The sequence below is a fragment of the Haliea sp. genome (assembly GCF_040221975.1).
GTDB lineage: Bacteria > Pseudomonadota > Gammaproteobacteria > Pseudomonadales > Halieaceae > Haliea.
In genome coordinates, this window is sequence record NZ_JAVJWR010000033.1 from 1 (window position 1) to 26,354 (window position 26,354).

The window sequence follows — 26,354 nt, forward strand, 5'->3', positions numbered from 1 at the left end:
GGCTACGAATACTCTACCGTTGCTGGCAATCCCGGACACTGTATGACGAGTCGAAGTACCTGAAGGCCCTTCAAAAGCGAGGCTCGCCACTGGTAGCTGCGGCGGCATGAAATCGTTGACTGAACACCTCAGGGAATGAAAAGTCATAGGCAACCCCGCGGTTCACGCACCGCCTAGCCAGTGGTGATTACGTAGGTAACTCTGACAGATGATGTTATCAAACCCTGCTATAAAAACATGCGAAAAGGTGTAGGTTTGAATCTGCTCTGAATTGATGCGATGACGCAACATATTGATATATATAGTTATAGTTGCTCGGCGCTGCTGCACAGGTCGCACGACTTTTTCTTGATCTGTAGGTGAAACACGCTGATGCTATTGCATATACTAACTAATCCTAATATGATAAGTTAGTAACACATAATAAATTGTGCTACTACTGCGATGTACTACATAAGAACTATTACAGGGCGGAGGTCTAGTCAGATGTTCATTCCATTCAAATTTAGTAAGATGATAGCAGCGCCATTTACTATCCCGGTTGCGTTTATTGCCGCAACGATGTGCCTGCAAAGTGCCGCGGCGCAGGACCCAGAATCCCGGTCCAAGTCAGCTAGCTCAGCCTTTATTGAAGAGGTCACCGTGGTGGCGCGAAAGCGGGAAGAAAACCTGCAGGAAGCGCCGGTCTCGGTCACGGCTTTTAGTGCCAAGTCGCTTCAAGACAACAATATCCATAGTATTGAGGGAATCGGGCAATACACCCCGAACCTGACCTTCCAGGCCGGTGCCGCTGGCTCGGGAGACGGGAACAATGCGATGGTCTATATTAGAGGTGTTGGTCAGTTTGATATTTTGCCTACCGCCGATCCCGGCGTTGGTATGTATCTGGACGGTGTTTATCTCGGTCGCTCGGTTGGAGGAATATTCAATATAGTAGATTTGGAGCGGGTTGAAGTACTCCGAGGGCCTCAGGGAACCTTGTTTGGGCGAAATACCATCGGTGGCGCTATCAATGTTATCTCCCGGAAGCCCGAATTCGATTCGCACAGCGGTTTTGTTGATCTGACCGCCGGAAACGATTCCTGGTATGGAGCTACCGGGGTCGTAAATATACCGCTTGCCGATCGAGCAGCGGCCCGACTATCGGCTAACTTTGATATGAGAGACGGTTTCTCTGAGTCTGAGTACGCCCCCGGAATTGATTTCGGCAACTCCGACAACTATACCGTTAGAGGCCAGTTTTTATACGAGCCGACCGCCAGTACTTCGTTGCTTGTCGCCGCGGACTACTATTCAGCGGATGAAAACCCGGTTCCGGTTTCATCAGCAGGTACCAACGGTTTTCCCAATGTGTTTTTTGGTTATAACGGGTTCGTGCAGGGCACACTGGGATTTCCCGCTCAGCCCCAGCTTGGCCCGGTCGTGATGGCCGATGCGTTTGTTCCTTTTGGCGAAGGTATCGATCGAACAACATCAACTGGCCCCGCACAAAACGATACCGAGACAGGTGGTATTTCAGTCACAGTTGATTTCGATGATGTTATGGGTGTGTCAGTTAAATCGATTACGTCATATCGAACGGTAGAGACCGCGTTGGCTTATGATGGCGACGGTACTTACGGCAACGTAGTAGATCAAAGTAGCGACTTCGAGCAATCTCAAGTTTCGCAAGAGATTCAGATATCGGGTGAAACCGATAATATGTATTGGATCGGGGGCCTTTATTTCTTCCACGAAGATAGTGATCGCAGCGCGGTTGTAGATATCTTCCCGGGTCTGGTCGCAGGGTTGGGCATTCCAACGCTTTCACCTGGTTATCAGGAAACTCAAGAGCTAAGTGTGGATAACATGGCGCTATACGGCCAGACATCTTATAACCTGACCGACGACCTGGCCTTGACACTGGGATTGCGGTACACCTATGAAGAGAAAGAGTTTGACTATGCGACGCTCAATTACCAGGGTAGTTTGCTGCTAGGTACGCCTCAATATATTGTTGCACCCGCCAACGCCAAAGAGAGTTGGGATAACCTATCTCCCCGTATTGGTGTCGATTATCAGACCACTGGAGGGAATCTTCTGTACGCGGTTTACAGTCGCGGATTCAAAAGCGGTGCTTTCAATGGCCGGGCCAATTCGCTTTCTGGAGTAACCAATGCGGTAGATCCGGAAGTTGTAGACGCATTCGAGGTTGGCTATAAATCTGATTGGGCCGATGGACGTCTCCGAGTTAATGGCGCTGTCTTCTATAATGACTACGCCGAAATCCATACGCAGTCAAACGTTGCGATACCGGGAGGCGGTGGAGCGTTTGAGGTATTTTTGGTGAATGCATCGAAAGCAAAAATATATGGGCTGGAAGTAGAGGTCCTTGCGTCGCTGACCGACAACCTGTTCTTCGCGGGTTCGGGTGGGTATCAGAATTCAGAGATTTCCGAAATTGACCCTGCTACCTCGGCAACTACTGGTATCCAGGAAGGCTTTGTACTTTCAAAAACGCCGGAGTGGAATTACAGCGCTTCTTTAACCTATATCCAACCCGTTGAATCAGGTGATATTTCTTTCAAGGTTGATTATAGCTGGCAGGATGAGGTGTATCACCGCGCGGCGAATACGCCTGACACTCTGGAAGATGCGTACGGGTTGGTGGGGGCTCGAATAAGCTATGCCAATGCGAATCAGGGCTACGAAGTATCGCTTTTCGGTACCAATTTGACAGATGAACCGACCTACCGCCAGCTCTTTGAGGCAGGCGGCACAACGTTGTTGGGATACCCAAACAGAGGCGTGTCGTACGGGATTAATCTGCGAAAAGATTTTTAGTAAAAAGTAAATATTAAAAAAGCCAGAGCCAAAAAACTCTGGCTTTTTTAATGGGTCAAAGGTTGGAAAAGTTTGGCGAGCGTCGCTCAATAAAGGCACTTGTACCCTCCCGCAACGAGTCTGACCCCAGGCTTTGATAAAACAGCGCTTCTTCGTATTCCAGTCCGGCAGCAATACTGGAGAGGTGGGCAAAATTCACAGATTTTTTTACCAGCTGTGCTGCATAGGTGGATTTTGAGGCGATTAATGCGGCCAACTCGGTTGCAACTTCAAGTGCATGCCCTGCGTCAGCGATTGTGGAAACAATTCCCAAGTCCATAGCTTCTTCAGCACCAAATTTGCGTCCGGTGAGACAGAGCTCCATTGCTTTGTATTTACCTGCAATCTGACAGAGTCGCTGGGTTCCTCCGGCTCCCGGCAGTGTTCCGACATTGATCTCTGGCAAGCAGAATGTTGCTGTTGTCGAGCAAACAATGATGTCACACATCAGTGCGATCTCGCAGCCGCCACCGAAAGCGGCACCCTCAACGGCAGCTACTATGGGTTTTTTTAGCGAGGCAATGGCGCGCCTGTCAAGTGCCTCGTTCTTTTCAAGCTGCAGGGCTTGTGCGGTTTCATCCATCAACTCGTTAATATCGGCGCCAGCAGCAAAGTTGCCCTGTGAGCCGGTGACTACGTGCACTCTTACTTTTTCATTCTGGTCGTGTACTTGTAGGGTTGAAACAAGTTCCTCTATTAAGGCTTTGTTAAGGGCGTTTTTTTTACTGGGTCGGTTTATGGTGACCGTAGCCACTCCATTTTCGCTCATGTCGCTCTCAATGTAGTTCATCTCACGCTCTCCTGAATTTTGTTCGTGAAGTAGTCTATACCCTGGTCGTTACCCCTTATCACTGCAGTGCCGAGGTTGCAGCGATTGCACTACCCTGGGACGAGCCCGAGGTATCAGCAGGTTTCCGCCATGCTACCTGGCAGGCTGCTGAAAAAGGCATGATTCTGGAGCACTCAAATTTTTCGTCGTTACATGCCCGTGTTTGGTAAACAGCGCGCCGGATTCGTGGCAGCTTCGCCAAACTGGAAATTCTGTGCCGATTTCCGCTGTGTCAGAGTTCTTCATGGGCGCTGTCGCTTTCCTGCATCCTGTCACTACGCCGCCTCGGGCAGCAAATTTCTGATACGCACCAGACTGTAGGCAGCCATCACCCTCAGGAAGTCCTGCCTTACCCGAGTCAGACCTCTGAACTTTGTTTGTCTGAGCCCGCCGAAGGGCTCCTCCACCCGTTTGCGAACCCGCTGGCCAATTTCGTAGCTTGCATGACGGGTCGTTCTGTCGTCTATCGCAGACCCGTCGGGATACCTCAGGTTTTGGGCGACGTGCGGTGTAACATCCAGGAATTTCAACACGTCGACAAACTTCCGTGTGTCATACCCTTTATCAGCTTCCAGTGTCGCCCCATCTTTCAGTACCGTCGCCATGTCGATCGCTGCATCGCGCTCGGCTGTAGCGGTGGCCAAAGTGAGATCGGCATTGACCAGCAGGCCACTGCGATTCTCCATCTCGACGATTTCCTCGAACAGGCGGCGCCCGATGCCGGCCTGCGCCAACCGGTCCCGATTCTTGGAGAAGGTCGAGGGGTTCCACACGAAATCGTCAACACTCAAGCCCACGAACCAGCGGAACATCAGGTTGTAGTCCAGCTGCCCCATCAATTGCCGCTCACTCCGAATCGAATAGAACACCTGCAGCAAGGATGCGCGGATCAGACGCTCAGGCGGGATAGAGGGGCGGCCGCAGTCTGCGTAGATCTCATCAAAAACCGAGTCCAGATTGGTCAACGCTTCATCGACCAGTTTACGCATCTTGCGGATCGGGTGGCCCTTGGGAATGCGCTGTTCCAGCGACACATAACTGAACAAGTCACCACCTTCCTGGTAATCACCGCGCATTGTTTGGCCTCCAACCTGCGATTGCGCTATTTTCCCTCATTCGAGGGACTTTTTCAGCAACCTGCTAGGCATCTTTTGGCGTAAGAACGCTGTAATTCATAACATATCATACTATGAAAACCTGATATAAAATGGTATCTTCTACGAAATCGGATTTTTACACTAGGTGTCATGGACTGTTTAATTAAATACAAAGAAATTGACGACATCGAGACTTCAGTTGCCAACTTGGGCGAACTGCCGTTGCGTGCGGCTGAAAAGTATGGTAAGCGGACCGCATTGGTGTGGCTTTCTGCAGACAGTAAAAATACAGTAGAGGTTAGCTTTGACGACCTTGCAGCCAGAGTAAATTTGGTTGCTGGCGCCTTGCAAAGTACCGGCCTACAGCAGGGAGACCGGGTTGTTCTGGCAGTTGGAAATCGAATCGAGTTTATCGAGCTATTGTATGGCAGCCTGCTTCTTGGGGCGGTACCTGTTCTAACAAACCCTCGGCAGGGGGTAGATACGCTGGTTCATGTTTTGAACGACTGTGGCGCCAGGTTGTTGGTGGGGAGCCCCAAAAGCTTTCCTCATTTGTCCGCCGCCGGCGCCGAAGCAAGCTCGATGATCAGGTTGTCTATCGATGAGGGTGAGCCCCCGGCTGATTGGGAAAAATATGCCGAGATCTTTAGCGGAGCAACTGTAAGCAATGCAGTATTTCAGCCCGAAGCTGAAAGTCTGTCGATTCAGCCCTATACGTCGGGGTCTACAGGAAAGCCGAAAGGCGTCCTTTTAACCCACTCTGGACAAATTTGGTCGGCAGCTATGCATGCGCGCTACATGCGCGATCTGTTGCCTGATTCAACTCAGCTGCAGCCGATGTCCTGCTTTCTTGCGGTGCCAATATTCCATATCAATGCGCTATTTGGATCGATAAATCCCCTGCTGATGCTGGGTGGTTGTGTGGTGTTGGCCGAGACTTTTGAACCCGCGCAGGCCGTAACGGCAATTCAGCAGCACAAGTGTGATTTCACCATTGGCGTTCCCGCCATGTATCAAATGCTTCTCGACTCAGCGAAAGATATAAACGCAACAAATTTCAGCGAATTCAGGGCGATATTTTGCGGCTCGGCTCCCGGGGCGCTGGATTTGCTGACGCAGTGCGAAGACTACTTTGGTGTTCGCGCATGCCATGTATACGGGCTTACCGAAGGAGGGCCGGGAGTTCTGGCTCATCCTCCGGGCGAGCCTCGAGGCAGTCTGGAGAGTTGTGGTAAGGCTGAAGACTCTAGTATCGAGCTAAAGCTAATCCGCCCGGATGGAACAGAGGCCAGGAACGCAGAAGAGGGGGAGTTGTGGATCAGGAATCCTGGGCTTGCGCTGGGCTATCACAATTTGCCAGATTTGACTCAGGCCAAGTTTGTCGATGGCTGGCTCAAGAGTGGCGATTTGATGGTGCGAGACGCCGAGGGATGGTATTTTTTTAAAGGGCGTGTCGACGACATGTTCGTTTGCGGCGGAGAAAATATCTACCCTTTGGAGGTAGAGAAAACGCTCCAGTCGCATCCAGAAGTTGTAGCCGCCAGTGTGGTGGCGCTTCCCCATCCAGGGAAGTCTTGGGTTCCTGCTGCAGTAGTGCAGGTTCGGGCGGGTAGCGAGCTTGGGGCAGCGGCTCTGAAAGACTACTACATTGAAAAATCCGCAGCCTATTCGCATCCGCGAGAAATCGTTTTCGTGGAAAGCTTGCCGCTTGGTCCAACAGGCAAAATTGATCGTTTGGCGGTAAAGAAAATACTGAATAATGCAGGGTCGGTGAGCAGATGAGTATCGAGACGATTGCGCAAAAGCTGCGCAACTCAGCGGCAAGCGCAACGGCGATACCACCGATACGTTCACATCTTCCCGAATTGGACGTAGAGGTCGCCTATAAGATTCAATCTGTCAATACAAAAGTGGCACTTGAAGCGGGAAGGGAAATAGTCGGATACAAAATCGGTCTTACGTCGGCGGCAGTCCAGCGGCAGCTTGGTGTAGATCAGCCAGATTACGGTGTGCTATTTGCAGACATGCAGATTGGCGACGCAGGTGAAATTGATATCACCGGGCTAATCAGTCCAAGGATCGAGGCCGAGGTAGCCTTTGTATTAGGTTCGGCTATCGAGAATGAGGATTTTTCCAGAGATGAGTTGGTGGCGGCTATTGATTTCGCTGTTCCTGCATTGGAAATTGCTGATAGTCGAATCAAGGATTGGGATATCAACATAGTAGACACGGTTGCTGACAATGCATCTAGCGGTAGATTCGTTCTGGGAAGCGAAAGAAGATTGCTTTCTGAGATTGATTTAGAGCTATGCGGGATGGTGTTGGAGCGAAATGGGGAAGCAGTAGCCCATGGCTGCGGAGCCGCCTGCATGGGTAACCCCTTGAACGCAGCCGAGTGGTTGGTTCGCACCATGCTTCGCCAGGGTCTTCCTGTTGCCGCCGGCAACATTATATTAAGTGGGGCTCTTGGGCCGATGGTTTCTTTCGATGCGCGGTGTGCTTACCGCGCGAGAATAGGCGGTTTGGGAGAGGTGGCAGCGCAAGCTGGCTAGTTGAATCGAGTATCTCTGGAGGTCAAATGTCAACAACTTCAGTATTAAATGGAATGGATGCCGAGAATGGGGTTATCCCGGCAGGGATCTATTCTGATCAGGAGATTTTTGATCTGGAAATGGAAAAGGTTTTCACGAGGAGCTGGTTGTTTCTGGCTCACGAATCTCAGTTTTCCAAACCCGGCGACTTTTTTCGTACCTACATGGGGCTTGATGAGGTGCTGGTGGTATTGCAGAAGGATGGCACTTTCAAGGCCTTCCTGAACCAGTGTCGACATCGCGGTGCAAGGCTGTGTCGCGCAGACAAAGGCAATTCAAAAGCTTTTACTTGTCCGTACCACGGTTGGACTTACGGCACCGCGGGCGAACTGATGGGAATTACCGCCGAAGAAGTTGTAGTAATGGATAAACTCGACAAACAGACGCTTAGCGCTATTCCTGTTCCTCGAATGCACATTTATTGCGGTCTGATCTTCGGTTGTTGGGATGAGAATGTTGCGCCATTCGAAGAGTCGCTTGGCGAGTTCAAATGGTGGGCCGACGGCGTATTTAACCGAACAGAAGCCGGCACTGAAGTTATCGGCGGAGTTCACAAGTGGGTGGTTCCCGCCAATTGGAAATTGGCTGCAGAGCAATTTACCAGCGACATTTACCATTTTACGATCACGCACGCTTCCGGTGTATTGGCTTATGTACCGGAGGGCGCGCCTCCGCCGGAATTGCCTACCGGAAGACAGGGGTTTTCACTTGAGGGGCATGGCGGCGGCTTCGGTGCCAATACCGATTTCTACGATGCTTTTGGGGCCATGACTGTCGGAAAAAACTGGGCAAAATACTTCAGTGAGCAACAGCGAGAAGAAGCAAATAATCGACTGGGAAAAGCTCGAGGTGAAACCTTTCTCAGCGTCCATATGAACCTGTTTCCAAACCTGGGTTATCTGCAAACAAACCAGACGCTGCGTGTGTGGCACCCCAGGGGGCCAAATGAGATAGAAGTGTGGGCCTGGACCTTGGTAGACAAAGATGCCCCGGCTGAAGCAAAAGAAGAAGTTCGCAGATCTACTACCCGAACGTTCGGCACGTCCGGTGTGTTTGAACAAGATGATTCAGAAAACTGGGCAGAGGTCATGCGCAGCCTTCGGGGTCCTATAGGAAAGCGTACAAATTTCTACGCTGGTCTTGGCAAGCACGAAACAAGGGATCCCAGCGGCCAAACAGAAGGCATGAGCGATAGTATCGTTAGTGAGTCTGCCGCTCGGGCGTTTTACGGGCGTTGGCACAAGCTGATGACCTCGTGAAACCCGGAGCGAACTAATTGACGGAAAACCAAAATGCAACCAGTAACTTACAACCGAAAAATTACAGAGAAATTTGAGCAGTCCGATTACGGGGATGCGCAACAACACTTTCTGGCGCAGCGGGTGCTCTATCGAGAAGCTGAACTGCTCGATTCAAGACGCTACGCCGAGTGGTTGGAAATGCTCTCCGACGATCTGCTCTATGAAATGCCGCTGAGAACCAACCGGCTGGGGCGCGAGCTTCAATTTGAGTTCAATGATCCAGGCGAGTTGTCCCATTTTGAAGAAGATAAGGGTGGAATTGCGTTGCGGTTAAGAAGGCTGGGGACCAATATGGCCTGGTCTGAGGACCCACCTTCCAGAACGCGACGATTAGTCAGCAATATAGTCGTCAAGAGCGCTTCAGAGGGTGAGGTTCTGGTTGGTTCAAATCAACTAGTTTATCGATCCAGGTTAGACCACCAGAAGGAGTTGTTCTCATGCGCGCGCTTTGATATCTGGCGCATCCAGACAGATCCAGCGGCGTGGCAACTGGCATACAGAAACATTGTTTTTGATGATGCGATTGTGCATGGGTCCAATCTTGGAATTTTCTTCTAGTCAGTCTATTTCTCCTGCACGGGGAATTTTTGGCGTAGCGTGGGTGGGATATGAAATTACTTAGGGCATGCGGTATCGATGAAATTGATCCGGGGGATGCATTAAAACTGCTGTGTGAGCCTCCGATTGCTGTTTTTAACGTCGATGGCGAATTCTATGCGACACAGGATACTTGCACTCATGGGCAATCATCGCTTTCCGATGGCTATCTTGACGGCGATATTATTGAGTGCTCTTGGCACATGGGTAAGTTTTGCGTGCGAACTGGTGATGTCGTTTCAATGCCACCTTGTGAGGCGCTTAAAACATATCCTGTGGTGATTAAAGACGGCGCAGTGTTTGTACAACTAGAGTCCAATGACTAGTTATCAAAAAATTGCAATTGTAGGTGCAGGTGTGGCCGGTGTCACAGCGGCAGCGTCGCTTCGGCAAGAAGGGTATAAAGGTGATATTACGCTACTAAGCAATCAGCGTGATTACCCCTATGACCTCCCGCCCTTGTCCAAGACAGTAATAAGTAGTGGCACTTCTGTCGAACAAATCATGCTGCAGCCATCGGAATTTTATCGATCAAACAACGTAAATCTATTATTGGACTGGGAAGTTGCGGAAATTGATCCGATAGCTCTCCAGTTGCGAGCCCGTTCCGGCGAGAGAATTTCAGCCGATGCAATTATTATTGCTACGGGAGGACGCCCGATAGAGCCTTCAATTGAAGTTAGAAACGGCGCGTCCTACTACAGGCTGAAGAGCTATTCGGATGCAATCAAGCTGCGGCAAATGGCGAAATCGTCCAACACCGGCTTGATTGTTGGGGCGGGGCTGATCGGGTGTGAGGTTGCCGCGTCGCTTCGGCAATGCGGTTGCGATGTAACCCTGGTCGATGCTTCCAAGGCACCCATGGAGAGGGTGTTTCCAGCCCATATTCGTAAGCACTTAACAAGTAGGCACCAGGCAGAGGGGGTACAGTTCAAGTTTGAAAAACGCTTGTTGGGTCTGGATTTCAGCACGGCCTGTTTTGAAGATGGAACTAACATAGAAGCAGACTTCATTTTGATGGCAGTAGGTTCAAGGCCGAATATCGAACTGGCTGAATCATCCGGTATAGAGGTATTCAATGGAGTTTCAGTTAACGATTCGTTTCAAACGAATTACCAGAATGTTTATTGCATTGGTGACACCGCAAACATTCAAGGTGTGGGCCGACAAGAGCATTGGACATCTGCACAGGCGCAGGGAATGGCGGTCGCACACTCAATTTTGACAGGTCAAAGGTATGTTCCGCGAACGTCCTGGGTTTGGTCTGATCAATACGATTTACGAGTAGAAGCTGCCGGAAATTTAGGCGAGGTGGAGCAATTTCATACCCGATCTGGAGAATCTACTTTGATCGAGTTTGGCACAAAGCAGGGTCAAGTAGTCTTTGCTTCCGGCATTTCTTCAACAAAAGAAATGCGACTGTTTCACAGAATTATTGAAGCCGATCTTGTTTTGGATACGGCAGAGTTAACCGATGCAAGCCGCAATATCCGTGAGCTTATCAAAGAGAATAAAGTTGTATGAAGAAGAGCAAGCAAAGCCAGCTGAATGGGCGTCGTATTTTGGTAACGGGAGGTTCCTCGGGGCTGGGATTTGCGCTGGTAAAGAGGTTTCTGGAAGAGGGGGCAAAAGTTGGCCTTATGGCAAACTCCTCGAACAAACTGAAAGCACTCGACAAGGAAATCATTGACGAATGCGTTGTGGTCGAGGGTGACGTAACTGACCTGTCGGCCAACAACCGCGCCGTCGATGCTTGTGTCGAAAAATTTGGTGGCCTCGATGTGTTTGTAGGCAATGCCGGTATATGGGATTTCATGCAATCACTTGCCGACCTGGAGGACGAAAAGATCGAGGGCGCTTTTGATGAGATTTTTTCAGTAAATGTTAAAGGCTACCTTTTGGGTGCGAAAGCTGCATTGCCGGCGCTTGTGCGCAGCAGCGGCACCATGATTTTTACCCTGTCAAACGCTGCTTTTTACGTTGCAGGCGGCGGACCGATCTATACCGCGTCCAAACATGCGGGCGTAGGGCTTGTTAAACAATTGGCTTATGAATTGGCGCCCAGAGTGAGGGTTAATGGAGTGGCCGTTGGTCCATTTGACTCAGAGCTAAGAGGTCCGAATGCGCTCGATCAAAACAATCGATCGATTAGGGAAGTGCCGCTGGCCGAGTTCGCACCAGATATCTTACCCATTTCCAGGTTGCCCCAGGCATCAGATTATTGCGGCGCCTATGTTCTGCTCGCATCCGAGACTGATTCAATGCCTATTACAGGCTCGGTTATCGAAGCCCACGGTGGCATGGGCGTGCGGGGTTTTCCTCGCCCGGGCGGTGGCTATGACCTGCTGGAAAAGTACAGTAAATCATCTTAATTCTGGAGTACCTATGTCGTTAATTAAAAATCTGGCTTACCTGGGCTTTGAAGTTTCAAGTCAGCTTGACTGGGAAGATTACCTGCTCAATCGTCTGGGTTTGATGCCAGCTGGATCCGCTGGCGGTATAAAAAAATATCGCATGGACGAACGAGCGGCCCGATTGTTTCTTCAAGAAGGTCCGCAAAACGACCTTTGTTTTATGGGTTGGGAGGTGGCCGATAACAAAGCGCTGGATCAGCTAAAGGCCAGGCTAACCGAAAGTGGAACTGAATCCCGCGAGGCAGATGATGAGTTATTGGAGCAGCGTGGTGTTAATCGGGCAATCCTGTTTGCCAATCCGGATGGGGTGCTGCAAGAGGTTTTCTGTGGTCAGGTTGTAAAGTTCGAAGAACCGTTTCATTCGCCAAGAGCGATTTCGAAATTTGTTACCGGTGACCAGGGCCTGGGCCATATCGTCCTCAATTCCCAGAACCCTCAGGCAACCATCGAATTTTACCAAAATGTACTTGGTTTTCGACTTTCGGACTTCATTCGCTTTAGTCCATTCGAGGGGTTTAACGTAGACCTTGCTTTTCTACGATGCAATCCCCGGCACCATTCTATAGCAGTTGCGAAGATGCCAATGCCAAAAAAAGTCCAGCATTTCATGCTGCAGTATGACGAGCTTGACGATGTGGGCTTGTCATACGATGAAGCGGTGCGGGACAAGCTACCCATCACGCTAACGTTGGGCAGACATACAAATGACCACATGGTTTCTTTTTACATGGCCACACCCTCTGGCTTTGAAGTTGAAGTGGGTTGGGGAGCCATTGAAGTAGATGATTCCGATTGGGCTGTTCAGGTTCACCATCAAATGTCCATATGGGGACACGCGCCGGGCCCTGGTACGCCCCCGCCCAAAGTAGATCATAAATAGTGTGGCTAAAAGAGGAGATTAACTAGTGGGTGCTGGCATGGAAATTGTTGATCGTAGCGTTGAGATTGAGGGTTTGTCCGTTCGATACCATGAGGCGGGAACCGGCTTTCCTTTGATTTTTATTCATGGAGGAGGGCCGGGTGCCTCGGGGTGGAGCAACTTCCATCGCAATATACCTGAACTTGCAAAAACACATCGGGTAATTGCAGTTGACCTTCCCGGGTATGGCGAGTCCACCAAGTTGACATTAAAAGAACCCCGCATCGCATTTTATTCAAGAATTGTATGCAGGTTGATGGATGCGCTAAACCTACCGAAAGCAAACTTTGTGGGTAATTCACTGGGCGGTGCCACATCTGTGATGACAGCGTTGCTTGAGCCTGAGAAGGTGAATAAGCTTGTGCTGATGGGGCCGGCGGTAAGTTTTGCGCTGACTACACCTTTCCCGTCGGAAGGGCTGAAGCACATGATGAATTATTATCGAGAGCCCGGGCCTTCATTCGAAAAAATGAAGCGCTTTGTTTCAGTAATGGTCGCTGATCAAAGCTTGATAAGCGATGAGATTGTAAAAGATCGCTTTGAGGCAAGTGTTCGCGAAGACATTTTGGAGCACCCACCTGGTCCGCCCAGCGCCGAGTCACCTTTTGAGCCGCTTTGGCAGGACTTGCACAAAATTAAACACAAAACGCTCGTTCTTTGGGGCCGCGAAGATCGGGTGATACCCGTCGATTCAGCTTTGATATTCCTCAGCCAAATGCCAAATGCACAACTGCATATATTTCCCCAATGTGGCCACTGGGTTCAGTGGGAGAAAGCTGACGAATTCAATCAGCTCGTGACCCTGTTTTTGGGCAGCGAAACCAAATAGGCAGTTGAGCTATGAAAGAGAAAATAGGTGTAGCCATTATTGGTTCCGGAAATATTGGAACCGATCTCATGATCAAAATACTGCGCCTTTCCAAGAGCCTGGAATTGAAAGTGCTGGTCGGGATTGATCCCGACAGCGATGGGCTAGCTCGCGCGAAGCGCATGGGAGTTGCAACCACCAGCGATGGACTGGATGGCTTGGTGCGCATGCGGGAATTTGAAGATGTTATGTTGGTGTTCGATGCAACCTCTGCGGGAGCGCACGCAAGCCACAACAAAATACTGCAAGAGCACCAAAAACTGGTTGTCGATCTTACGCCGGCGGCGATAGGCCCGTATGTAATCCCTTCAGTCAATCTAAACAGTGAGTCAAAAGCCAATAATCTGAATATGGTGACTTGCGGCGGGCAGGCAACTATTCCTATTGTTGCCGCGATATCACAGGTGTCGAAAGTTTACTACGCTGAAATTGTTGCTTCGATAGCTTCCAAATCAGCTGGCCCGGGCACTCGAGCAAATATTGACGAGTTTACAGAAACCACGGCAAACGCCCTTAGTAAAGTGGGAGGGGCGGAGCATGGCAAGGCCATTATTATTCTCAATCCGGCCGAGCCACCGATGAAAATGCGGGATACCGTCCTTACCCTGTCCAAGGAAACAGATAAGGAAAAAGTCACACAATCGGTTCACGCGATGGTTGAGTTAGTGCAGGAGTACGTGCCTGGCTATCAGCTAAAGCAAGATATCCAATTTGAAGTAATTGGCAGTGACAAGCCGATAACCATTCCCGGCGTTGGAAAGTTTTCTGGCCTGAAAACCACTGTGTTTCTGGAGATAGAGGGCGCGGCCCACTACCTACCATCTTATGCAGGGAATTTGGACATTATGACGTCGGCTGCAATGCGCACGGCAGAACATTTCGCGGCAATGCGAATTGAGAGAGAGGTGTCGCATGCTTGATCCGCTCAAGACAAAACTGTTTATACAAGACGTCACTCTGCGCGACGGAATGCATGCCATACGGCACCAATATAGTCTGGATAAGGTGGTGAAAATTGCACAGGCGCTCGATGAGTCGGGGGTCGATGCAATCGAAGTTGCGCATGGCGACGGTCTGTCTGGCTCTTCTTTTAACTATGGTTTCGGTGCTCACACGGATCTGGAATGGATTGAATCAGTTGCCGATAAGTTGAAACGGGCAAAGCTGACCACATTGCTTTTGCCCGGTATTGGCACGGTTGAAGACCTGAAAAATGCAAGAGCGGCCGGTGTATCCATAGTTCGTATTGCCACTCATTGTACTGAGGCGGACATCTCCAGGCAGCACATCATGCAGGCGCGCGATCTGGGTATGGATACGGTCGGATTTTTGATGATGTCACACATGATTGAGCCGGAAGAACTGGCCAAGCAGGCAGCTCTGATGGAGAGCTATGGAGCCACTTGTGTGTATGTTACAGATTCTGGCGGTGCGCTGGATATGGATGGCATTCGGGAGCGATTTCAGGCGCTCGATCGCGTGTTAAAGCCAGAAACGGAACGCGGCATTCATGCGCACCATAATCTTGCTTTGGGTGTCGCAAACTCAATTGTCGCTGTCGAGCAGGGTGCCATTCGTGTCGATGCTTCATTGGCGGGAATGGGTGCGGGCGCTGGAAATACACCCATCGAGGTTTTCATCGCCGCGATAAACCGAAAAGGCTGGAAACATGGTGCCGATCTCTATGGCCTGATGGATGCCGCCGAAGACCTGGTGAGGCCATTGCAGGATCGCCCTGTTCGCGTAGACAGGGAAACATTGTCGCTTGGTTACGCAGGAGTGTATTCCAGCTTCCTGCGCCATGCCGAAACAGCGTCCAGCAGGTATGGTGTAGATGTGCGGTCTATTCTGGTAGAGGCGGGGCGACGTCGTCTGGTTGGCGGTCAAGAAGACATGATCGTGGATGTAGCCCTGGACCTCAGCAGTGGCAGCTAGTTTGCCTTCTTTTTCGCTCACCGTCGAATGGAAAGAATATTGAAATCATCTAGTGCTGTTATCACAGGGGTTGGACAAACCCCAATGCGCAAGGCATCCGGAAAAACCAATCTTCGGTTGCAAGCAGAGGCTGCGCTCATCGCAGTTGCGGATGCCGGCATACAGCTTTCTGACATTGATGGGTTGATTACAGTCCCGCTGGGGACTGATTCCTGGATGATGCCGATTGCGGTGGTAGCTGATGCGCTTGGTATGAAACCAGATTATTTCGCCACGGTAGATGTGGCCGGCGCGTCCGGCTGTGCCGCGGTGGTGCAGGCGAAAATGGCCATCGAGGCTGGATTGTGTCAAAGAGTGCTTTGTGTTGGCGGAGCAAGCCTGAAGACATTTGGGCAAGAAAAAGACCTGATCGCACACATGGCAGAAACCGGTACTGCGCATCCGCAGTTTGAGTTGCCCTATGGGCCTACTTTGGCGTCACTCTACGCGTTAGTTGCAAGTAAGCATTGCCACGAATTCGGTACAACTGAAGAGCAATTGGCTGAGATTGCCGTAGCTGCGCGGGCCTACGCATCGCGCAACCCAAATGCCCGGCTTCGCGAGCTCATTTCGGTAGATGACGTGATGAGTTCCCGACCTATTAGCACACCACTAAAAATGTTGGACTGCTCCATCGTTACCGACGGGGCGGCAGCATTTATCCTGGAAAGAGAAGACATGGCCTCTGACATTTCGGTCCGAGTAGCAGGGCACGGGCAAGGCTATGGCTGGGCCTATGTTGGGTCACAGGCTGAGCTTGCATCCAGTGCTGCTGTGATATCCGGGCAGAAGGCATACAACATGGCCGGGCTGGGCCCCAGCGACATAGATATCGCAGAACTATATGACTGTTTCACAATTGCACTTCTTATTGAGCTTGAAGACTTGGGCTTTTGCGAGAAAGGTGAAGGCGGCCGTTTTGTTGCCTCGGGCGCTTTGGGCCCAAATGGAAAAATACCCACCAATACACATGGTGGATTGTTGTCGGGTGGTCACCCGGGCTTGGCAGGCGGTTTTCTGCATGTGGTTGAAGCAGTTAGCCAGCTAAAAGGAAAGGCCGGAGAGCGACAGGTTAGCGATGCCCGGACTGCGTTGGTACATGGCAACGGCGGAGTTATGGGCTTGCATTCAACCTTGATACTGCAACAAGGAAAAGTGAAATGAGTGGTATCCCATATCAGCCAACGCCCGATTTCGAATCTACTGTGTATTGGGATGCAACCCTGGAAAATCGACTGGTGGCAAGAACATCCGAGGACGGAGCCATTGCGTGGCTATACGCCGCACCGATTGGAAAAGGGAAAAATTCAATTTCAGATAAATGGATTGAACTGTCGGGCCGAGGAAGCATTGATGCGCTTACTCTCTTACATAGGCCGCTAACACCCGAATTTGGATCACATCCATATTACTTGGCAATCATTGCTCTGGACGAAGGCCCAAGAATGATGTCCAGAATTATATTAGAAGGTCAGGAAAGAATTCCCAAAATTGGCGACACGGTAGCAGTAGTTTTTTCTCAAGGTGCTTCAGTAAAAATTCCAATATTCAAACTGGTCAAATGAGCGCCAATCGTGCTGATTTTTATGAAACCAAGAATCATGGCAAATTCAGGTGGGAAAAATACCATGAGCAAACTTTTATCAGGAACAATTATTGCAACTTGCTGTGCGCTTATGGCGGCTTGTTCGGAAAGTGATAGCGTTTCTCAACAATCTGGTGCCGCCGCTTCGGGCAACGAGCTTGTATTAGTTGCGGTTGAGCAAGCACTTTTGGGTAGTTCCGAGGGGCTTGCCGAATTAATTTCGCCAGGATTTGAAAACCTTTCCGGATTGAATACGGGTGCCCCGGGGTATCTATGGGCGTATAAATCGTTAAACGATTTATGCCGGGAAATCCAAGTGCAAAACTCAAATATAGTCAGTACAGAAAGCGCGTTAATAGTTAAACATGAGTTCGTTGCCACATGTGCAGAGTTCGGTGGGTTGGGACCAGCTGAAACCAGCGAGTTCGTGTTGGAGCAGGAATTTGGTTTCAGTGAAGAAAATACGCTAGCCAATGTAAAAACAGATTTCAGCAGAAATGGTGAATCCGTACTTCCAAGCCTGGGCGTTGCGCCAACCAAACCCATAAGACCACCTGGGTCTGTGCTTTCATCCTTTGACAAAGGTGCATTTATCGAAGGGTTAGCTGTAGATAAAGGTGGCACCGTGTATGTAAGCCTTATTCTTGACAACAATATCTGGCGAATTGAAAAAGATGGTTCTAAATCGATATTTGCGACTCTGCCGTTCGATTCAAATCGGCAAATTATGCAGGGTATATTCTGTCTGGATATCGACGCAGAAGGAAACTTTTTTGTCAGCGTCAATAGTCCCGATGAAAGTATACGGGGCATCTGGAAGCTTTCCCCCGATGCACAGCCCGTCCTGTGGGCGCAGGTGCCGGGTCCAGCAGTGCTGAATGGAATTGACGTGGATGAGGACGGAAACGTCTTTGTCGCAGATACTCTTTCCGGGACGATATGGCACGTCGATTCTACGCATTCGGCTGGGCAGATGGCGCAGGTATGGGTTTCACATCCAATTTTAAATCCAACTCCCTTCGTGAATGTTTGGCCAGGCATAAACGGGGTTCGCAGGTCAAACACGGGTGTTTCCGCATCCGTATCGGATACCGGTTTGGTCGTAGATTTTGACTGGAATACCAAAGCACCGAGGATCGTTACTAAAGGCGCGGGCGTTGACGACTTTATAATCGACAATCGTGGTCGGTATGTTTTAACCACACATCCATATAATTCCATAGAAATATATGATCCACAGGTTGATGATCGATATTCGCTCTTTACCGAACAGGAAGGAGTATGGGGCCCCGCAGCCGTGGGCAGTTTCGCGTTGAGTGAATCAAAAGCGCTTTATTACGTTGGAACCGACGGCGGCTTATTTGGTCGTGGGTTTGCAAACGCCTTTCAAGCTCAGGTTTTTAAATTTGAGTACTAGCAGAATGATGTTCCGCGAAGACGGAATTCTGCATCTGTTCTGTAAAAATTTATCAATAATTTGATTAGGGAGTATTTTATGGGTGCCCATGGGTCAAGTATTAAAAATCTACCAGTATCAAAGGACGTGCAGGCCTATATAGAAAGTGGCATAGAAAAAGATTTGTTTAAGAATCGAGCTGGGTCAAACTTTCATGAAGTTATCAATCCGGCTTCAGGAGAAGTTATGCTTTCGGTGCCTGATTCAACAGAAACAGAGGTTGACCGGGTTATCAGTAACGCTCGCCAACAAGTTGATTCTGGAGATTGGGCGCGCTGGTCACCTTATCAGCGCCAATCAGCGCTCATGCGGCTGGCTGACCTGATCGAAAAAAATGCCGACTTTCTTGCAGAACTGGAAATGGTTAATACAGGCAAGCTGCGTCGAGTGGCACGCAACATCGAGGTTGGTGCTTCTGTTGAATACGTTCAGTATATGGCAGGATGGCCGACCCGAATTGGCGGTGAAACTTTGCCGACTTCTATACCTGCACCCGAAGGGAAGCGTTGGCAGGCCCATACCAATAGGGAGCCAATCGGGGTGGTAGGTGCGATTACACCCTGGAACTTTCCATTTATGATGGCAATCTGGAAGATTATCCCGGCTCTGGCTTGCGGCAATTCGGTTGTGATCAAACCTTCCGAGTTGGCTCCGCTAACTACCTTCAAATTGATCGAACTGATACAAGAGGCAGGAATTCCTGAGGGAGTGGTGGGCTTGGTCACGGGCGGAGCACAAGCTGGATCATATCTAACGCAGAACAATGGAATCGATAAGCTTACCTTCACCGGGTCTACCCAAACTGGCAAAAGCATTGCTCACGCAGCAGCGGATCGAATTATCCCCTGCACCCTGGAATTGGGCGGCAAGTCTCCTGTTCTCGTGCTGAATGATGCGGATCCAGAAGCTGCAGCGAAAACAATCGCTGAGTTGGTTTTCCTGCATTCTGGCCAGGTTTGTGTTGCGGGTACACGAATATATGTTGAGCGGGGCATTTACGAGGATTTCGCCGATGCCTATTCTGCGGTGGTAAGCGGGATGAAAGTTGGAAATCCTGAGGAAGAATCCACGCAAATCGGTCCGGTGCAGTCCAAGGCTCAACTGGAAAGGATTGAAAATTACCTTCAAGAGAGCCTATCGGAGGGCGCGTCGCTCGCCGCCGGAGGCGATCCGGTTAACTCTGCCGGGTTTTTTGTAAATCCTGCAGTGGTAGTGGGTTCACAGCAAACATCACGTTTGATGCGAGAGGAGATTTTTGGCCCGGTAAGTGCCTTGTTTCCCTTCGATGGATTGGATGAGGGCATCAGGTTGGCCAACGATTCGGATTACGGTCTTGCAGCCAGTATTTGGTCAAATGATTTGTCCAGAATCAACTATCTAATCCCTCGATTAAAGGCCGGTACTGTCTGGGTGAACGCGCATGCGATTCTCGACCCCACCATGCCACACGGCGGGTATAAACAATCAGGCATAGGTCGAGAACATGGTTCGACTCTTATTGAGCACTACACCCAACTAAAAACCGTGTGCATGCTTACCTAGGTGCGCTGTCGTAAACATTTTTCTATTTTTTGTTAGGACAAACTTGGATTTTAAATAATGCAAAAGCCTAGATTAATGAAAGGCGGGGAAGCGATTGTTAACTCTCTTCTTAGCCATAATGTTGATACTTTCTTCGGTTTGCCCGGTGTGCAAACGTACGAGATCTTCGATGCACTTTATACCCACTCGGATAAAGTTACCCTTTATGTGCCCAAACATGAGCAAACTGCTGGATATATGGCCTATGGCTATGCAAAAAGTGGCGCCGGGGCAGGAATTTTTAGTGTTGTGCCCGGACCAGGAGTGCTCAATGCGGGCGCGGCGTTATGTACCGCGCAGGGCGCTAGTGCGCCAGTAATGTGTATTACAGGGCAGGTCCCTTCGGGGTTTCTGGGCAAAGGCTACGGGCATTTACATGAGTTGCCTGATCAGCTTGCTACGGTGGGTTCCTTTACAAAAAGTGCGCGTCGAATTGAGCACGGCGCACAGGCACCCGCTTTAGTTAATGACGCCTTTGAGCAGATGACAACGGGTCGTCCTGGTGCGGTTCACCTCGAGATGACCTGGGATGAGCTTAGCAGAACCTCCAGCGTTTTGATTTCCGAATCGGGCATCCACGAGCGATCGGTAGCCATTCCTGAAGCGTTCGACGTTGAAAACGCAATAGAGCTAATTAAAGAATCAAAATTTCCCATGTTGTTTGTTGGGGGTGGGGCAACAGGTGCCTGCGAGGAGATTCAAGAACTCGCAAATTTGCTTGAAATCCCCGTTGTTGCTCATCGCGCCGGACGTGGTGTTGTCAGCGAATCAGAAGACTTGGGGCTATTTGGATACGCGGGTCGACTTCTGTGGGAGCATGTCGATCTGGTGATTGCGATTGGCACGCGATTGGAGATGCCATATCTGCGGTGGCAGCAGTATGACAGGTATAGCCCGCGGCCCTCGTACCCGAAGCTTGTGAGAATTGATATAGACCCTATGGAACATGTGCGCTGGCCGGCCGATGTAGCGATTACAGCCGATGCCAAAGTAGCGGTTGCTGCTTTATTGAGCGAGGTTAAGGCCGGTGGAATCGCAAGCTTTAGGTTAGCTGCGGCGGCGCGCAAAGCAAAAGAAATCGCAAAGGCGCAAATGAATGCACAGCTAGCTCCTCAGATGGAGTTGCTAAGTGTGATTCGCCGCGTGTTGCCCAAAGATGGATTTTTTGTGGACGAGCTCTGCCAGTTGGGATTCGCGTCGTGGAACGGGTTTCCAATTTACGAACCGCGTACATTTGTCAGTAGTGGTCCACAAGGAACCCTTGGGTCTGGATTTCCCACAGCCTTAGGGGTTAAGGCAGCTCATCCCGAACGCGCAGTTGTCTCTGTAACCGGTGATGGGGGCTTTATGTTTGCGGCTCAGGAATTGGTGACCGCCGCAACTTATAAACTCGGTGTTGTAGTTGTTTTGATTAACAATGGCGGATTTGCAAATGTACGCAGAGATCAAGAGTTGCGGTTTGAATCGCGCGTAATTGCTGCGGATTTTGACAATCCCGATTTTCAGGCAATGAGCAATGCTTTAGGCGTCCAATCGTCGCGTGTTCGAGATATCGATCAGTTTGAGAGCGCCCTTAAGGCCGCAATGGAACGCAACGAGCCCTGGTTAATCGAAGTAGTTGTTGATCGAGGAAGTGAGCCTACCCCATGGCCCTTTATCCACCCGGCCAAATCGCTGGAGTCCGTGTCAGTATAGCTAATCTGAAACGATTTGGAATCGCCTAACGATGCATCTGGTGGCGAGATAATTCAAGGCAGGCCCCCACCCCTGGGGCGGCGGCCTGCCTTGAACTCCAACTAGTTGAGCAAGCTTTGGGTGTGTTGAGAGGGCGGCATGCCCGGCCATTCAATGACAGCTTTGCGAACGCAGTCCAGCTCGAACGCCCTACTGGCAAATGCTGCAACTTTTGGAAGTGAATCATCCGAATTCCAGAAATGGCTATAACCTAGCCATTGGAGCCTGTATAAACTGATAGCCCAGAAAAGATCTGCCATTGACAATGGCCCGGGTAAAATCCAGTCGTCACCTTGGGCAATATCTTTCTCAAGTTGAAGCAGGATTTCTCTTGTCCTGCTTATAACGACGCGCATTTTTTCAGGGTCGGCGACAAACTCTCCTGCTGATTTTTCTTTCGCAATCTTTGCTTGGTAAGCAGGCTCCAGATGTCGATCTTCAGATCCCAATTCTGATAGTTGATATAGCAGCTCAGATACCTTTTTTGCATGGATGCCAACTAGCATTTGTTGCATCGGTGCGGGACGCTCATCACGATCGGGATTTGCTCCATATAGCAGCGCAACGTGAGGTGTCTCGTCCACAATTCGCAACTGACTTTCAACCTCGCTTGCTCGATTGGAGTCGTCAGAAATAAGCCGGCTATTTCCGTAGTGCTTATCGAGGTATAGACAAATAGCCAATGAGTCCGTGACCACCTGACTATTTTTTAAGTCGACTAGCACGGGCACTACACAGGGATCAAAACCCTCTTGGGTCACAGATGAAGCGCCGGAGAAAGATTCAGATAAGCCCTCATCCATACTGTCCGGTGATCGCCCCAGAAGTCTTAGGTTCAAGAACTCGGGGTAGTAGTTTTCTGAGTGCACACCGTTTTTTGGAAACAGGGAAAGTGGATAAGAAGTGAACGGAATTTGGTGTTCAAAGAACACGCTTCGGACTTTATGGGAGCAGAGCGAAAATGGAGCGTGGAATAGATGCAGGAAGGGTTGGTTGTTCGTCCCAAAATCGTAATTCCTACATTCTCGTCCCAGGGCAAGGTCATTTTTTCTAACTTTATCGGCGACCGCATGCAGTGCTTGTTCAAGGGCCGGCGTGCTAAGTGGCGTTTGAGGCGGGCTGTTCTTCATGTTCTATCCTTTCTTTGAGGTTGCTACAGGTGGTTCAGGCCTCGAGCATTACCATCTGAGGGCTGGCAGCACGTAGGGCTCGTTGCATGTAAGCCGTTATCTGTTGTACTTACTGCAATGATAGCCTTATATTAGTATCATATCATACTAAGATTGTGTAATATGAACAAGAGACGAGCTATGTATTTTGCGGTCAGGCTTGAACTGTCAGGCCGACCTATGCCAGCACTACGTCATGAATACGCAGCGGATTTCTGCGTGGAGTCAAATAAGTTTGGAAGCTGAGTACGCAAAAAAAATGGGTATCTCTGACGATTCGGGTACGGTTTTGTCATCCGGTCGACCGAGTGACAGCGACATTGGGCAAACCGAAAGAACTGCTGTGATCAGCCATTCAGATACCGCGATGGTTCTTTTTATTGCGGGCCTTTTTTCCCTTGCTGCTTTTTCAATAGACCTGTATTTGCCGAGCTTTGCAGCTATCCGAGAGGGGCTTCACGCAGAGGATGGTCAGGTCCAGTTGACGCTGAGTGTATTTTTTCTTGGGTTTGGGTTCGGACAGCTTATTTTTGGACCGATGGCAGATCAACTAGGCAGGCGTCAAGCGCTGTTGATCGGTATAGGTGTCTACGTGTTGGCGTCGGTTCTTTGTGCGGTTGCACCTTCTGTTGAGCTCTTGATTGTTGCTCGAGGGCTTCAAGCAGTCGGCGGTTGTTCTTGCTCAGTGGTTGGGCGAGCCATAATTCGAGACTTGTATAAAGGCGATCAGGCTTCTCGCGTTTTCTCATTCTCGATAATGTTTTTCACGGCGGTTCCATTGATTGCTCCCATGTTTGGGGCCTATTTGTTAGAAAGCCTTGGGTGGAGATCCAACTTTTGGTTTCTTGCGATTTTGGGAATACTGTATTTGGTTCTTGTAGTGGTATTGCTAAAAGAAACCTTGCCCAGAAGTCAGCGTAAAAGTATTTCAGTTAAAGCGCATATAGGGTCTTATTTTTTATTGTTGCGTCAGATAAAAATAGTTAGGTATGTTCTATCAATTGGCCTCGTTTTCGCGGGCTTTAGCGTGTTTCTGTCAAATTCTCCTTTGCTTTTTCATGATTACTATCATATGAACCCAAAGCTATATGCAGGTTGTTTCGCACTAATTGTTGGCGGGCTACTACTGTCATGCTTTTTCAACGCAGCTTTTGTAAAAATATTTGGTCACCGTGCATTATTTGCGGCCAGTATTAAAATCGCTGCCGCCAGCAGTGGGCTATTGATACTGTGTGTCCTAACCTCAAACACCGCGTTGCCGTTACTAGTACTGCTAATCAGCGGTTATGCAATCTCGCTCCAGTTGGTTGCAGCGAATGGTATGGCTGGCTTGTTGTCCGCTTCCGCCAGTCAAGCCGGCACAGTTTCGGCTGTGCTCGGTTTTTTTCAGTTTCTCGCCAGTGCAGCATTCAGTGCAGTTGTCAGTTTCGCCTATGTGGGTACCCCTGTTGCCATGGCGACTGGCATGGCAATCGGAGGTCTTGGTTCGCTGCTCGCATATCTTCTAATAAGGCCCAAATTTGAAGGCAAAAAGGAACCCGACAATTGATGATCACTAAATCGTTCTCTTCAAGCTGAAATGGGCGCGACGCTTGGTTTATACGGCGGGCTGTTCCGCAGCTTGCTGGCGCAAACTCCTGTTGTCGACGACGCTCACAGGCCTTTGTAATTTTACTAAACTCGACGAACCCTATGAATGCATCTATTTTGTTGGTGAATACAGTATGAAAAATCCCTGTAGACAACTAAGTGTGGTCGTATTTTTATTATGCAGTTGCGCTTTTGCGTACGGCTCCCAGCCAAATATTCTTTTGATCGTTGCAGATGATTTGGGGTTTGCCGATTTGGGTTCCTATGGCGGTGAAATTAGCACCCCGAACCTGGATGCTTTGGCGGAGCGCGGCACGCAGTTTACCAATTTTCACGTAGCTCCAAGCTGCTCAATTACACGAGCGATGCTGCTATCAGGGCAAGACTCGCATTTGGTAGGTATGGGAAGCATGCATGAAGTTCTCGACCTGTTTCCCCAGTTACATGGCAAGGCAGGCTATGCAGGTGTGCTTGACCCGGACGTAAGGATACTTCCCGAATTCTTGTTACAGCTTGGCTATTCAACTTCTATAGTTGGTAAATGGCACTTGGGGCACCAGTCGAGTTTGCTGCCGGACCAGCGGGGATTCGAGCGGTCATTTGTCATGCCTTATGGAGCTGCGAATCACTTTAACAGTCAGGGCTACGATCAAAATCATCCGGCTGCAAAATATTATCTGGACGGAATCGAAGCGGGAATTCCTGCCCAGTTCTATTCCACGGATTTCTATACAGACTTATCAATCCAGTGGATAGGGGCCGCCGTAGAAGAAGGCCGGCCGTTTTTCCATATGCTGTCTTATACGGCACCCCATTGGCCGCTGCAGGCCCCACAAGAAGAAATAGAAAAATACATTACGACCTATGCAGACGGTTGGGATTTTCTCAGAGAGCAGCGTTATCTGCGGGCTGTTCAATTGGGTCTCGTCAACAACGCCTATTCGCTTCCAACAAGATGGGAAAATGTTCCTGCATGGGAGTCTCTCACAGAAGAACAAAAAGCATTTGAATCAAAAATGATGGCGGTTTACGCGGCCATGGTTGACAGGCTCGACATGAATATAGGTCGAATTCTAAACGAGCTATCCAAGCGGAATGTTCTTGAAAATACCATTGTTGTTTTTATGTCAGACAACGGGCCAGATTCAGGCGAAGTGCGACGCGTACCTGTTGTACAGGACTGGATTGAAGCGATGTCTTACGACAACCGTTTGGCTAACCTCGGAAGCGCAGACTCATTTGCTACCTATCACCTGGGGTGGGCCCAGGTAAGCGCCGCGCCCTACCACCTACACAAGATGACAGTTGCTGAGGGAGGAATACGCGTTCCTCTGATCATTGCCAACATGAATGACCGGCCGCCAAACCGAACGGATGTTTTCGTTGATGTTCTGGATCTGTTGCCCTCCCTGGTAGAGGCCGCCGCGGATCAGCCTGGGGATATTCCGGTTGCCGAGTTGGGTCAATTGGCGGGGGGTTCAATACCAGAATTGCTGGCGGGTGTTGAGCCGTCAGGTGACGGACAGTGGAGATACGCAATCGAGCACGTGGGTTCTTCCGCGATTTATTACGATAAATGGAAACTACTTCGGGTAGGTCTATTTTTCGGTCAAGTTGAATGGCGATTACACAACATGATTGAAGACCCACAGGAACAGATAGATTTATCTGAGGAAGAGCCAGATATTTTCCAGATGATGATGGATCGGTATCAAACATATTCTGACAGGGTAGGGGTGGTACCCCTCTAATGTTATTGCGCTAGCGATATCACATCCGCGATAAAG

At 49.9% G+C, this 26,354-nt stretch carries 22 protein-coding genes; 19 read left to right on the forward strand and 3 right to left on the reverse strand.

Annotation, left to right across the window (positions count from 1 at the left end; translation table 11 throughout):
• The first annotated feature begins 486 nt into the window (after positions 1-486).
• Positions 487-2,823: a TonB-dependent receptor gene (locus tag RLO07_RS15080; protein WP_462292967.1), complete on the forward strand. Its 2,337-nt coding sequence runs from the start codon at positions 487-489 to the stop codon at positions 2,821-2,823.
• Positions 2,824-2,878: 55 nt separating this feature from the next.
• On the opposite strand, the gene RLO07_RS15085 is transcribed toward RLO07_RS15080, so the two are convergent.
• Positions 2,879-3,652: an enoyl-CoA hydratase/isomerase family protein gene (locus tag RLO07_RS15085; RefSeq protein ID WP_462292968.1), complete on the reverse strand. Its 774-nt coding sequence runs from the start codon at positions 3,650-3,652 to the stop codon at positions 2,879-2,881.
• Positions 3,653-3,966: 314 nt separating this feature from the next.
• Positions 3,967-4,767: a transposase gene (locus tag RLO07_RS15090; RefSeq protein ID WP_462292969.1), complete on the reverse strand. Its 801-nt coding sequence runs from the start codon at positions 4,765-4,767 to the stop codon at positions 3,967-3,969.
• A 171-nt stretch (positions 4,768-4,938) separates the two neighbouring features.
• On the opposite strand from RLO07_RS15090, the gene RLO07_RS15095 reads away from it, so the two are divergent.
• From RLO07_RS15095 to RLO07_RS15170, 16 genes are all read left to right on the forward strand, one after another.
• Entirely contained in the window at positions 4,939-6,570 is a 1,632-nt protein-coding gene (locus RLO07_RS15095; protein WP_462292970.1) for a class I adenylate-forming enzyme family protein, read from the forward strand.
• Complete coding sequence (locus tag RLO07_RS15100) at positions 6,567-7,340, forward strand: 2-keto-4-pentenoate hydratase (RefSeq protein ID WP_462292971.1); 774 nt, start codon at positions 6,567-6,569, stop codon at positions 7,338-7,340. The genes RLO07_RS15095 and RLO07_RS15100 overlap by 4 nt, the downstream gene beginning before the upstream one ends.
• A gap of 26 nt (positions 7,341-7,366) precedes the next feature.
• Complete coding sequence (locus tag RLO07_RS15105) at positions 7,367-8,638, forward strand: aromatic ring-hydroxylating oxygenase subunit alpha (RefSeq protein WP_462292972.1); 1,272 nt, start codon at positions 7,367-7,369, stop codon at positions 8,636-8,638.
• 33 nt (positions 8,639-8,671) lie between these two features.
• The gene (locus RLO07_RS15110) at positions 8,672-9,238 is read left to right on the forward strand and encodes an aromatic-ring-hydroxylating dioxygenase subunit beta (RefSeq protein ID WP_462292973.1); all 567 of its coding nucleotides are present in this window, start codon (positions 8,672-8,674) and stop codon (positions 9,236-9,238) included.
• 50 nt (positions 9,239-9,288) lie between these two features.
• The gene (locus RLO07_RS15115) at positions 9,289-9,603 is read left to right on the forward strand and encodes a bifunctional 3-phenylpropionate/cinnamic acid dioxygenase ferredoxin subunit (RefSeq protein WP_462292974.1); all 315 of its coding nucleotides are present in this window, start codon (positions 9,289-9,291) and stop codon (positions 9,601-9,603) included.
• Positions 9,596-10,801, forward strand: coding sequence for an NAD(P)/FAD-dependent oxidoreductase (locus tag RLO07_RS15120; protein WP_462292975.1), 1,206 nt, complete (start codon positions 9,596-9,598; stop codon positions 10,799-10,801). The genes RLO07_RS15115 and RLO07_RS15120 overlap by 8 nt, the downstream gene beginning before the upstream one ends.
• The gene (gene hcaB, locus RLO07_RS15125) at positions 10,798-11,649 is read left to right on the forward strand and encodes a 3-(cis-5,6-dihydroxycyclohexa-1,3-dien-1-yl)propanoate dehydrogenase (protein WP_462292976.1); all 852 of its coding nucleotides are present in this window, start codon (positions 10,798-10,800) and stop codon (positions 11,647-11,649) included. The genes RLO07_RS15120 and hcaB overlap by 4 nt, the downstream gene beginning before the upstream one ends.
• Before the next feature lie 13 nt (positions 11,650-11,662).
• Positions 11,663-12,571 (forward strand): VOC family protein, encoded by a 909-nt coding sequence (locus RLO07_RS15130; RefSeq protein ID WP_462292977.1) that lies wholly within the window; start codon positions 11,663-11,665, stop codon positions 12,569-12,571.
• Between the two features lie 25 nt (positions 12,572-12,596).
• Positions 12,597-13,439, forward strand: a complete 843-nt coding sequence (locus tag RLO07_RS15135) for an alpha/beta fold hydrolase (RefSeq protein WP_462292978.1) — start codon at positions 12,597-12,599, stop codon at positions 13,437-13,439.
• Between the two features lie 11 nt (positions 13,440-13,450).
• Entirely contained in the window at positions 13,451-14,398 is a 948-nt protein-coding gene (locus tag RLO07_RS15140; RefSeq protein WP_462292979.1) for an acetaldehyde dehydrogenase (acetylating), read from the forward strand.
• Positions 14,391-15,413, forward strand: a complete 1,023-nt coding sequence (dmpG, locus tag RLO07_RS15145) for a 4-hydroxy-2-oxovalerate aldolase (protein WP_462292980.1) — start codon at positions 14,391-14,393, stop codon at positions 15,411-15,413. The genes RLO07_RS15140 and dmpG overlap by 8 nt, the downstream gene beginning before the upstream one ends.
• Before the next feature lie 39 nt (positions 15,414-15,452).
• Positions 15,453-16,616, forward strand: coding sequence for a thiolase family protein (locus RLO07_RS15150; RefSeq protein ID WP_462292981.1), 1,164 nt, complete (start codon positions 15,453-15,455; stop codon positions 16,614-16,616).
• Positions 16,613-17,017, forward strand: a complete 405-nt coding sequence (locus tag RLO07_RS15155; RefSeq protein WP_462292982.1) for a Zn-ribbon domain-containing OB-fold protein — start codon at positions 16,613-16,615, stop codon at positions 17,015-17,017. The genes RLO07_RS15150 and RLO07_RS15155 overlap by 4 nt, the downstream gene beginning before the upstream one ends.
• 9 nt (positions 17,018-17,026) lie before the next feature.
• A complete protein-coding gene (locus RLO07_RS15160; RefSeq protein ID WP_462292983.1) occupies positions 17,027-18,454 on the forward strand; it encodes an SMP-30/gluconolactonase/LRE family protein in 1,428 nt (475 codons plus the stop codon).
• A 78-nt stretch (positions 18,455-18,532) separates the two neighbouring features.
• The gene (locus tag RLO07_RS15165) at positions 18,533-20,035 is read left to right on the forward strand and encodes an aldehyde dehydrogenase family protein (RefSeq protein ID WP_462292984.1); all 1,503 of its coding nucleotides are present in this window, start codon (positions 18,533-18,535) and stop codon (positions 20,033-20,035) included.
• A gap of 57 nt (positions 20,036-20,092) precedes the next feature.
• Positions 20,093-21,769 carry a thiamine pyrophosphate-dependent enzyme gene (locus tag RLO07_RS15170; RefSeq protein WP_462292985.1) on the forward strand — a complete coding sequence of 559 codons (1,677 nt, stop codon included), beginning with the start codon at positions 20,093-20,095 and terminating at the stop codon, positions 21,767-21,769.
• 101 nt (positions 21,770-21,870) lie between these two features.
• Here the strand turns inward: RLO07_RS15170 and RLO07_RS15175 are convergent, their stop codons facing one another.
• Positions 21,871-22,938, reverse strand: coding sequence for a glutathione S-transferase family protein (locus RLO07_RS15175; protein ID WP_462292986.1), 1,068 nt, complete (start codon positions 22,936-22,938; stop codon positions 21,871-21,873).
• A gap of 235 nt (positions 22,939-23,173) precedes the next feature.
• Here RLO07_RS15175 and RLO07_RS15180 point away from each other — a divergent pair, with 235 nt between their 5' ends.
• Both RLO07_RS15180 and RLO07_RS15185 read left to right on the forward strand, forming a co-directional pair.
• Positions 23,174-24,526 (forward strand): multidrug effflux MFS transporter, encoded by a 1,353-nt coding sequence (locus RLO07_RS15180; protein ID WP_462292987.1) that lies wholly within the window; start codon positions 23,174-23,176, stop codon positions 24,524-24,526.
• A 91-nt stretch (positions 24,527-24,617) separates the two neighbouring features.
• Complete coding sequence (locus tag RLO07_RS15185) at positions 24,618-26,318, forward strand: arylsulfatase (protein ID WP_462292988.1); 1,701 nt, start codon at positions 24,618-24,620, stop codon at positions 26,316-26,318.
• Positions 26,319-26,354 lie beyond the last annotated feature (36 nt).

Bases quoted from the DNA above. Each gene is read 5' to 3' on its own strand.
- RLO07_RS15080 (WP_462292967.1), top strand. From the start codon at position 487: ATGTTCATTCCATTCAAATTTAGTAAGATGATAGCAGCGCCATTTACT.
- RLO07_RS15085 (WP_462292968.1), bottom strand. From the start codon at position 3,652: ATGAACTACATTGAGAGCGACATGAGCGAAAATGGAGTGGCTACGGTC.
- RLO07_RS15090 (WP_462292969.1), bottom strand. From the start codon at position 4,767: ATGCGCGGTGATTACCAGGAAGGTGGTGACTTGTTCAGTTATGTGTCG.
- RLO07_RS15095 (WP_462292970.1), top strand. From the start codon at position 4,939: ATGGACTGTTTAATTAAATACAAAGAAATTGACGACATCGAGACTTCA.
- RLO07_RS15100 (WP_462292971.1), top strand. From the start codon at position 6,567: ATGAGTATCGAGACGATTGCGCAAAAGCTGCGCAACTCAGCGGCAAGC.
- RLO07_RS15105 (WP_462292972.1), top strand. From the start codon at position 7,367: ATGTCAACAACTTCAGTATTAAATGGAATGGATGCCGAGAATGGGGTT.
- RLO07_RS15110 (WP_462292973.1), top strand. From the start codon at position 8,672: ATGCAACCAGTAACTTACAACCGAAAAATTACAGAGAAATTTGAGCAG.
- RLO07_RS15115 (WP_462292974.1), top strand. From the start codon at position 9,289: ATGAAATTACTTAGGGCATGCGGTATCGATGAAATTGATCCGGGGGAT.
- RLO07_RS15120 (WP_462292975.1), top strand. From the start codon at position 9,596: ATGACTAGTTATCAAAAAATTGCAATTGTAGGTGCAGGTGTGGCCGGT.
- hcaB (WP_462292976.1), top strand. From the start codon at position 10,798: ATGAAGAAGAGCAAGCAAAGCCAGCTGAATGGGCGTCGTATTTTGGTA.
- RLO07_RS15130 (WP_462292977.1), top strand. From the start codon at position 11,663: ATGTCGTTAATTAAAAATCTGGCTTACCTGGGCTTTGAAGTTTCAAGT.
- RLO07_RS15140 (WP_462292979.1), top strand. From the start codon at position 13,451: ATGAAAGAGAAAATAGGTGTAGCCATTATTGGTTCCGGAAATATTGGA.
- dmpG (WP_462292980.1), top strand. From the start codon at position 14,391: ATGCTTGATCCGCTCAAGACAAAACTGTTTATACAAGACGTCACTCTG.
- RLO07_RS15155 (WP_462292982.1), top strand. From the start codon at position 16,613: ATGAGTGGTATCCCATATCAGCCAACGCCCGATTTCGAATCTACTGTG.
- RLO07_RS15165 (WP_462292984.1), top strand. From the start codon at position 18,533: ATGGGTGCCCATGGGTCAAGTATTAAAAATCTACCAGTATCAAAGGAC.
- RLO07_RS15170 (WP_462292985.1), top strand. From the start codon at position 20,093: ATGCAAAAGCCTAGATTAATGAAAGGCGGGGAAGCGATTGTTAACTCT.
- RLO07_RS15175 (WP_462292986.1), bottom strand. From the start codon at position 22,938: ATGAAGAACAGCCCGCCTCAAACGCCACTTAGCACGCCGGCCCTTGAA.
- RLO07_RS15180 (WP_462292987.1), top strand. From the start codon at position 23,174: ATGAATACGCAGCGGATTTCTGCGTGGAGTCAAATAAGTTTGGAAGCT.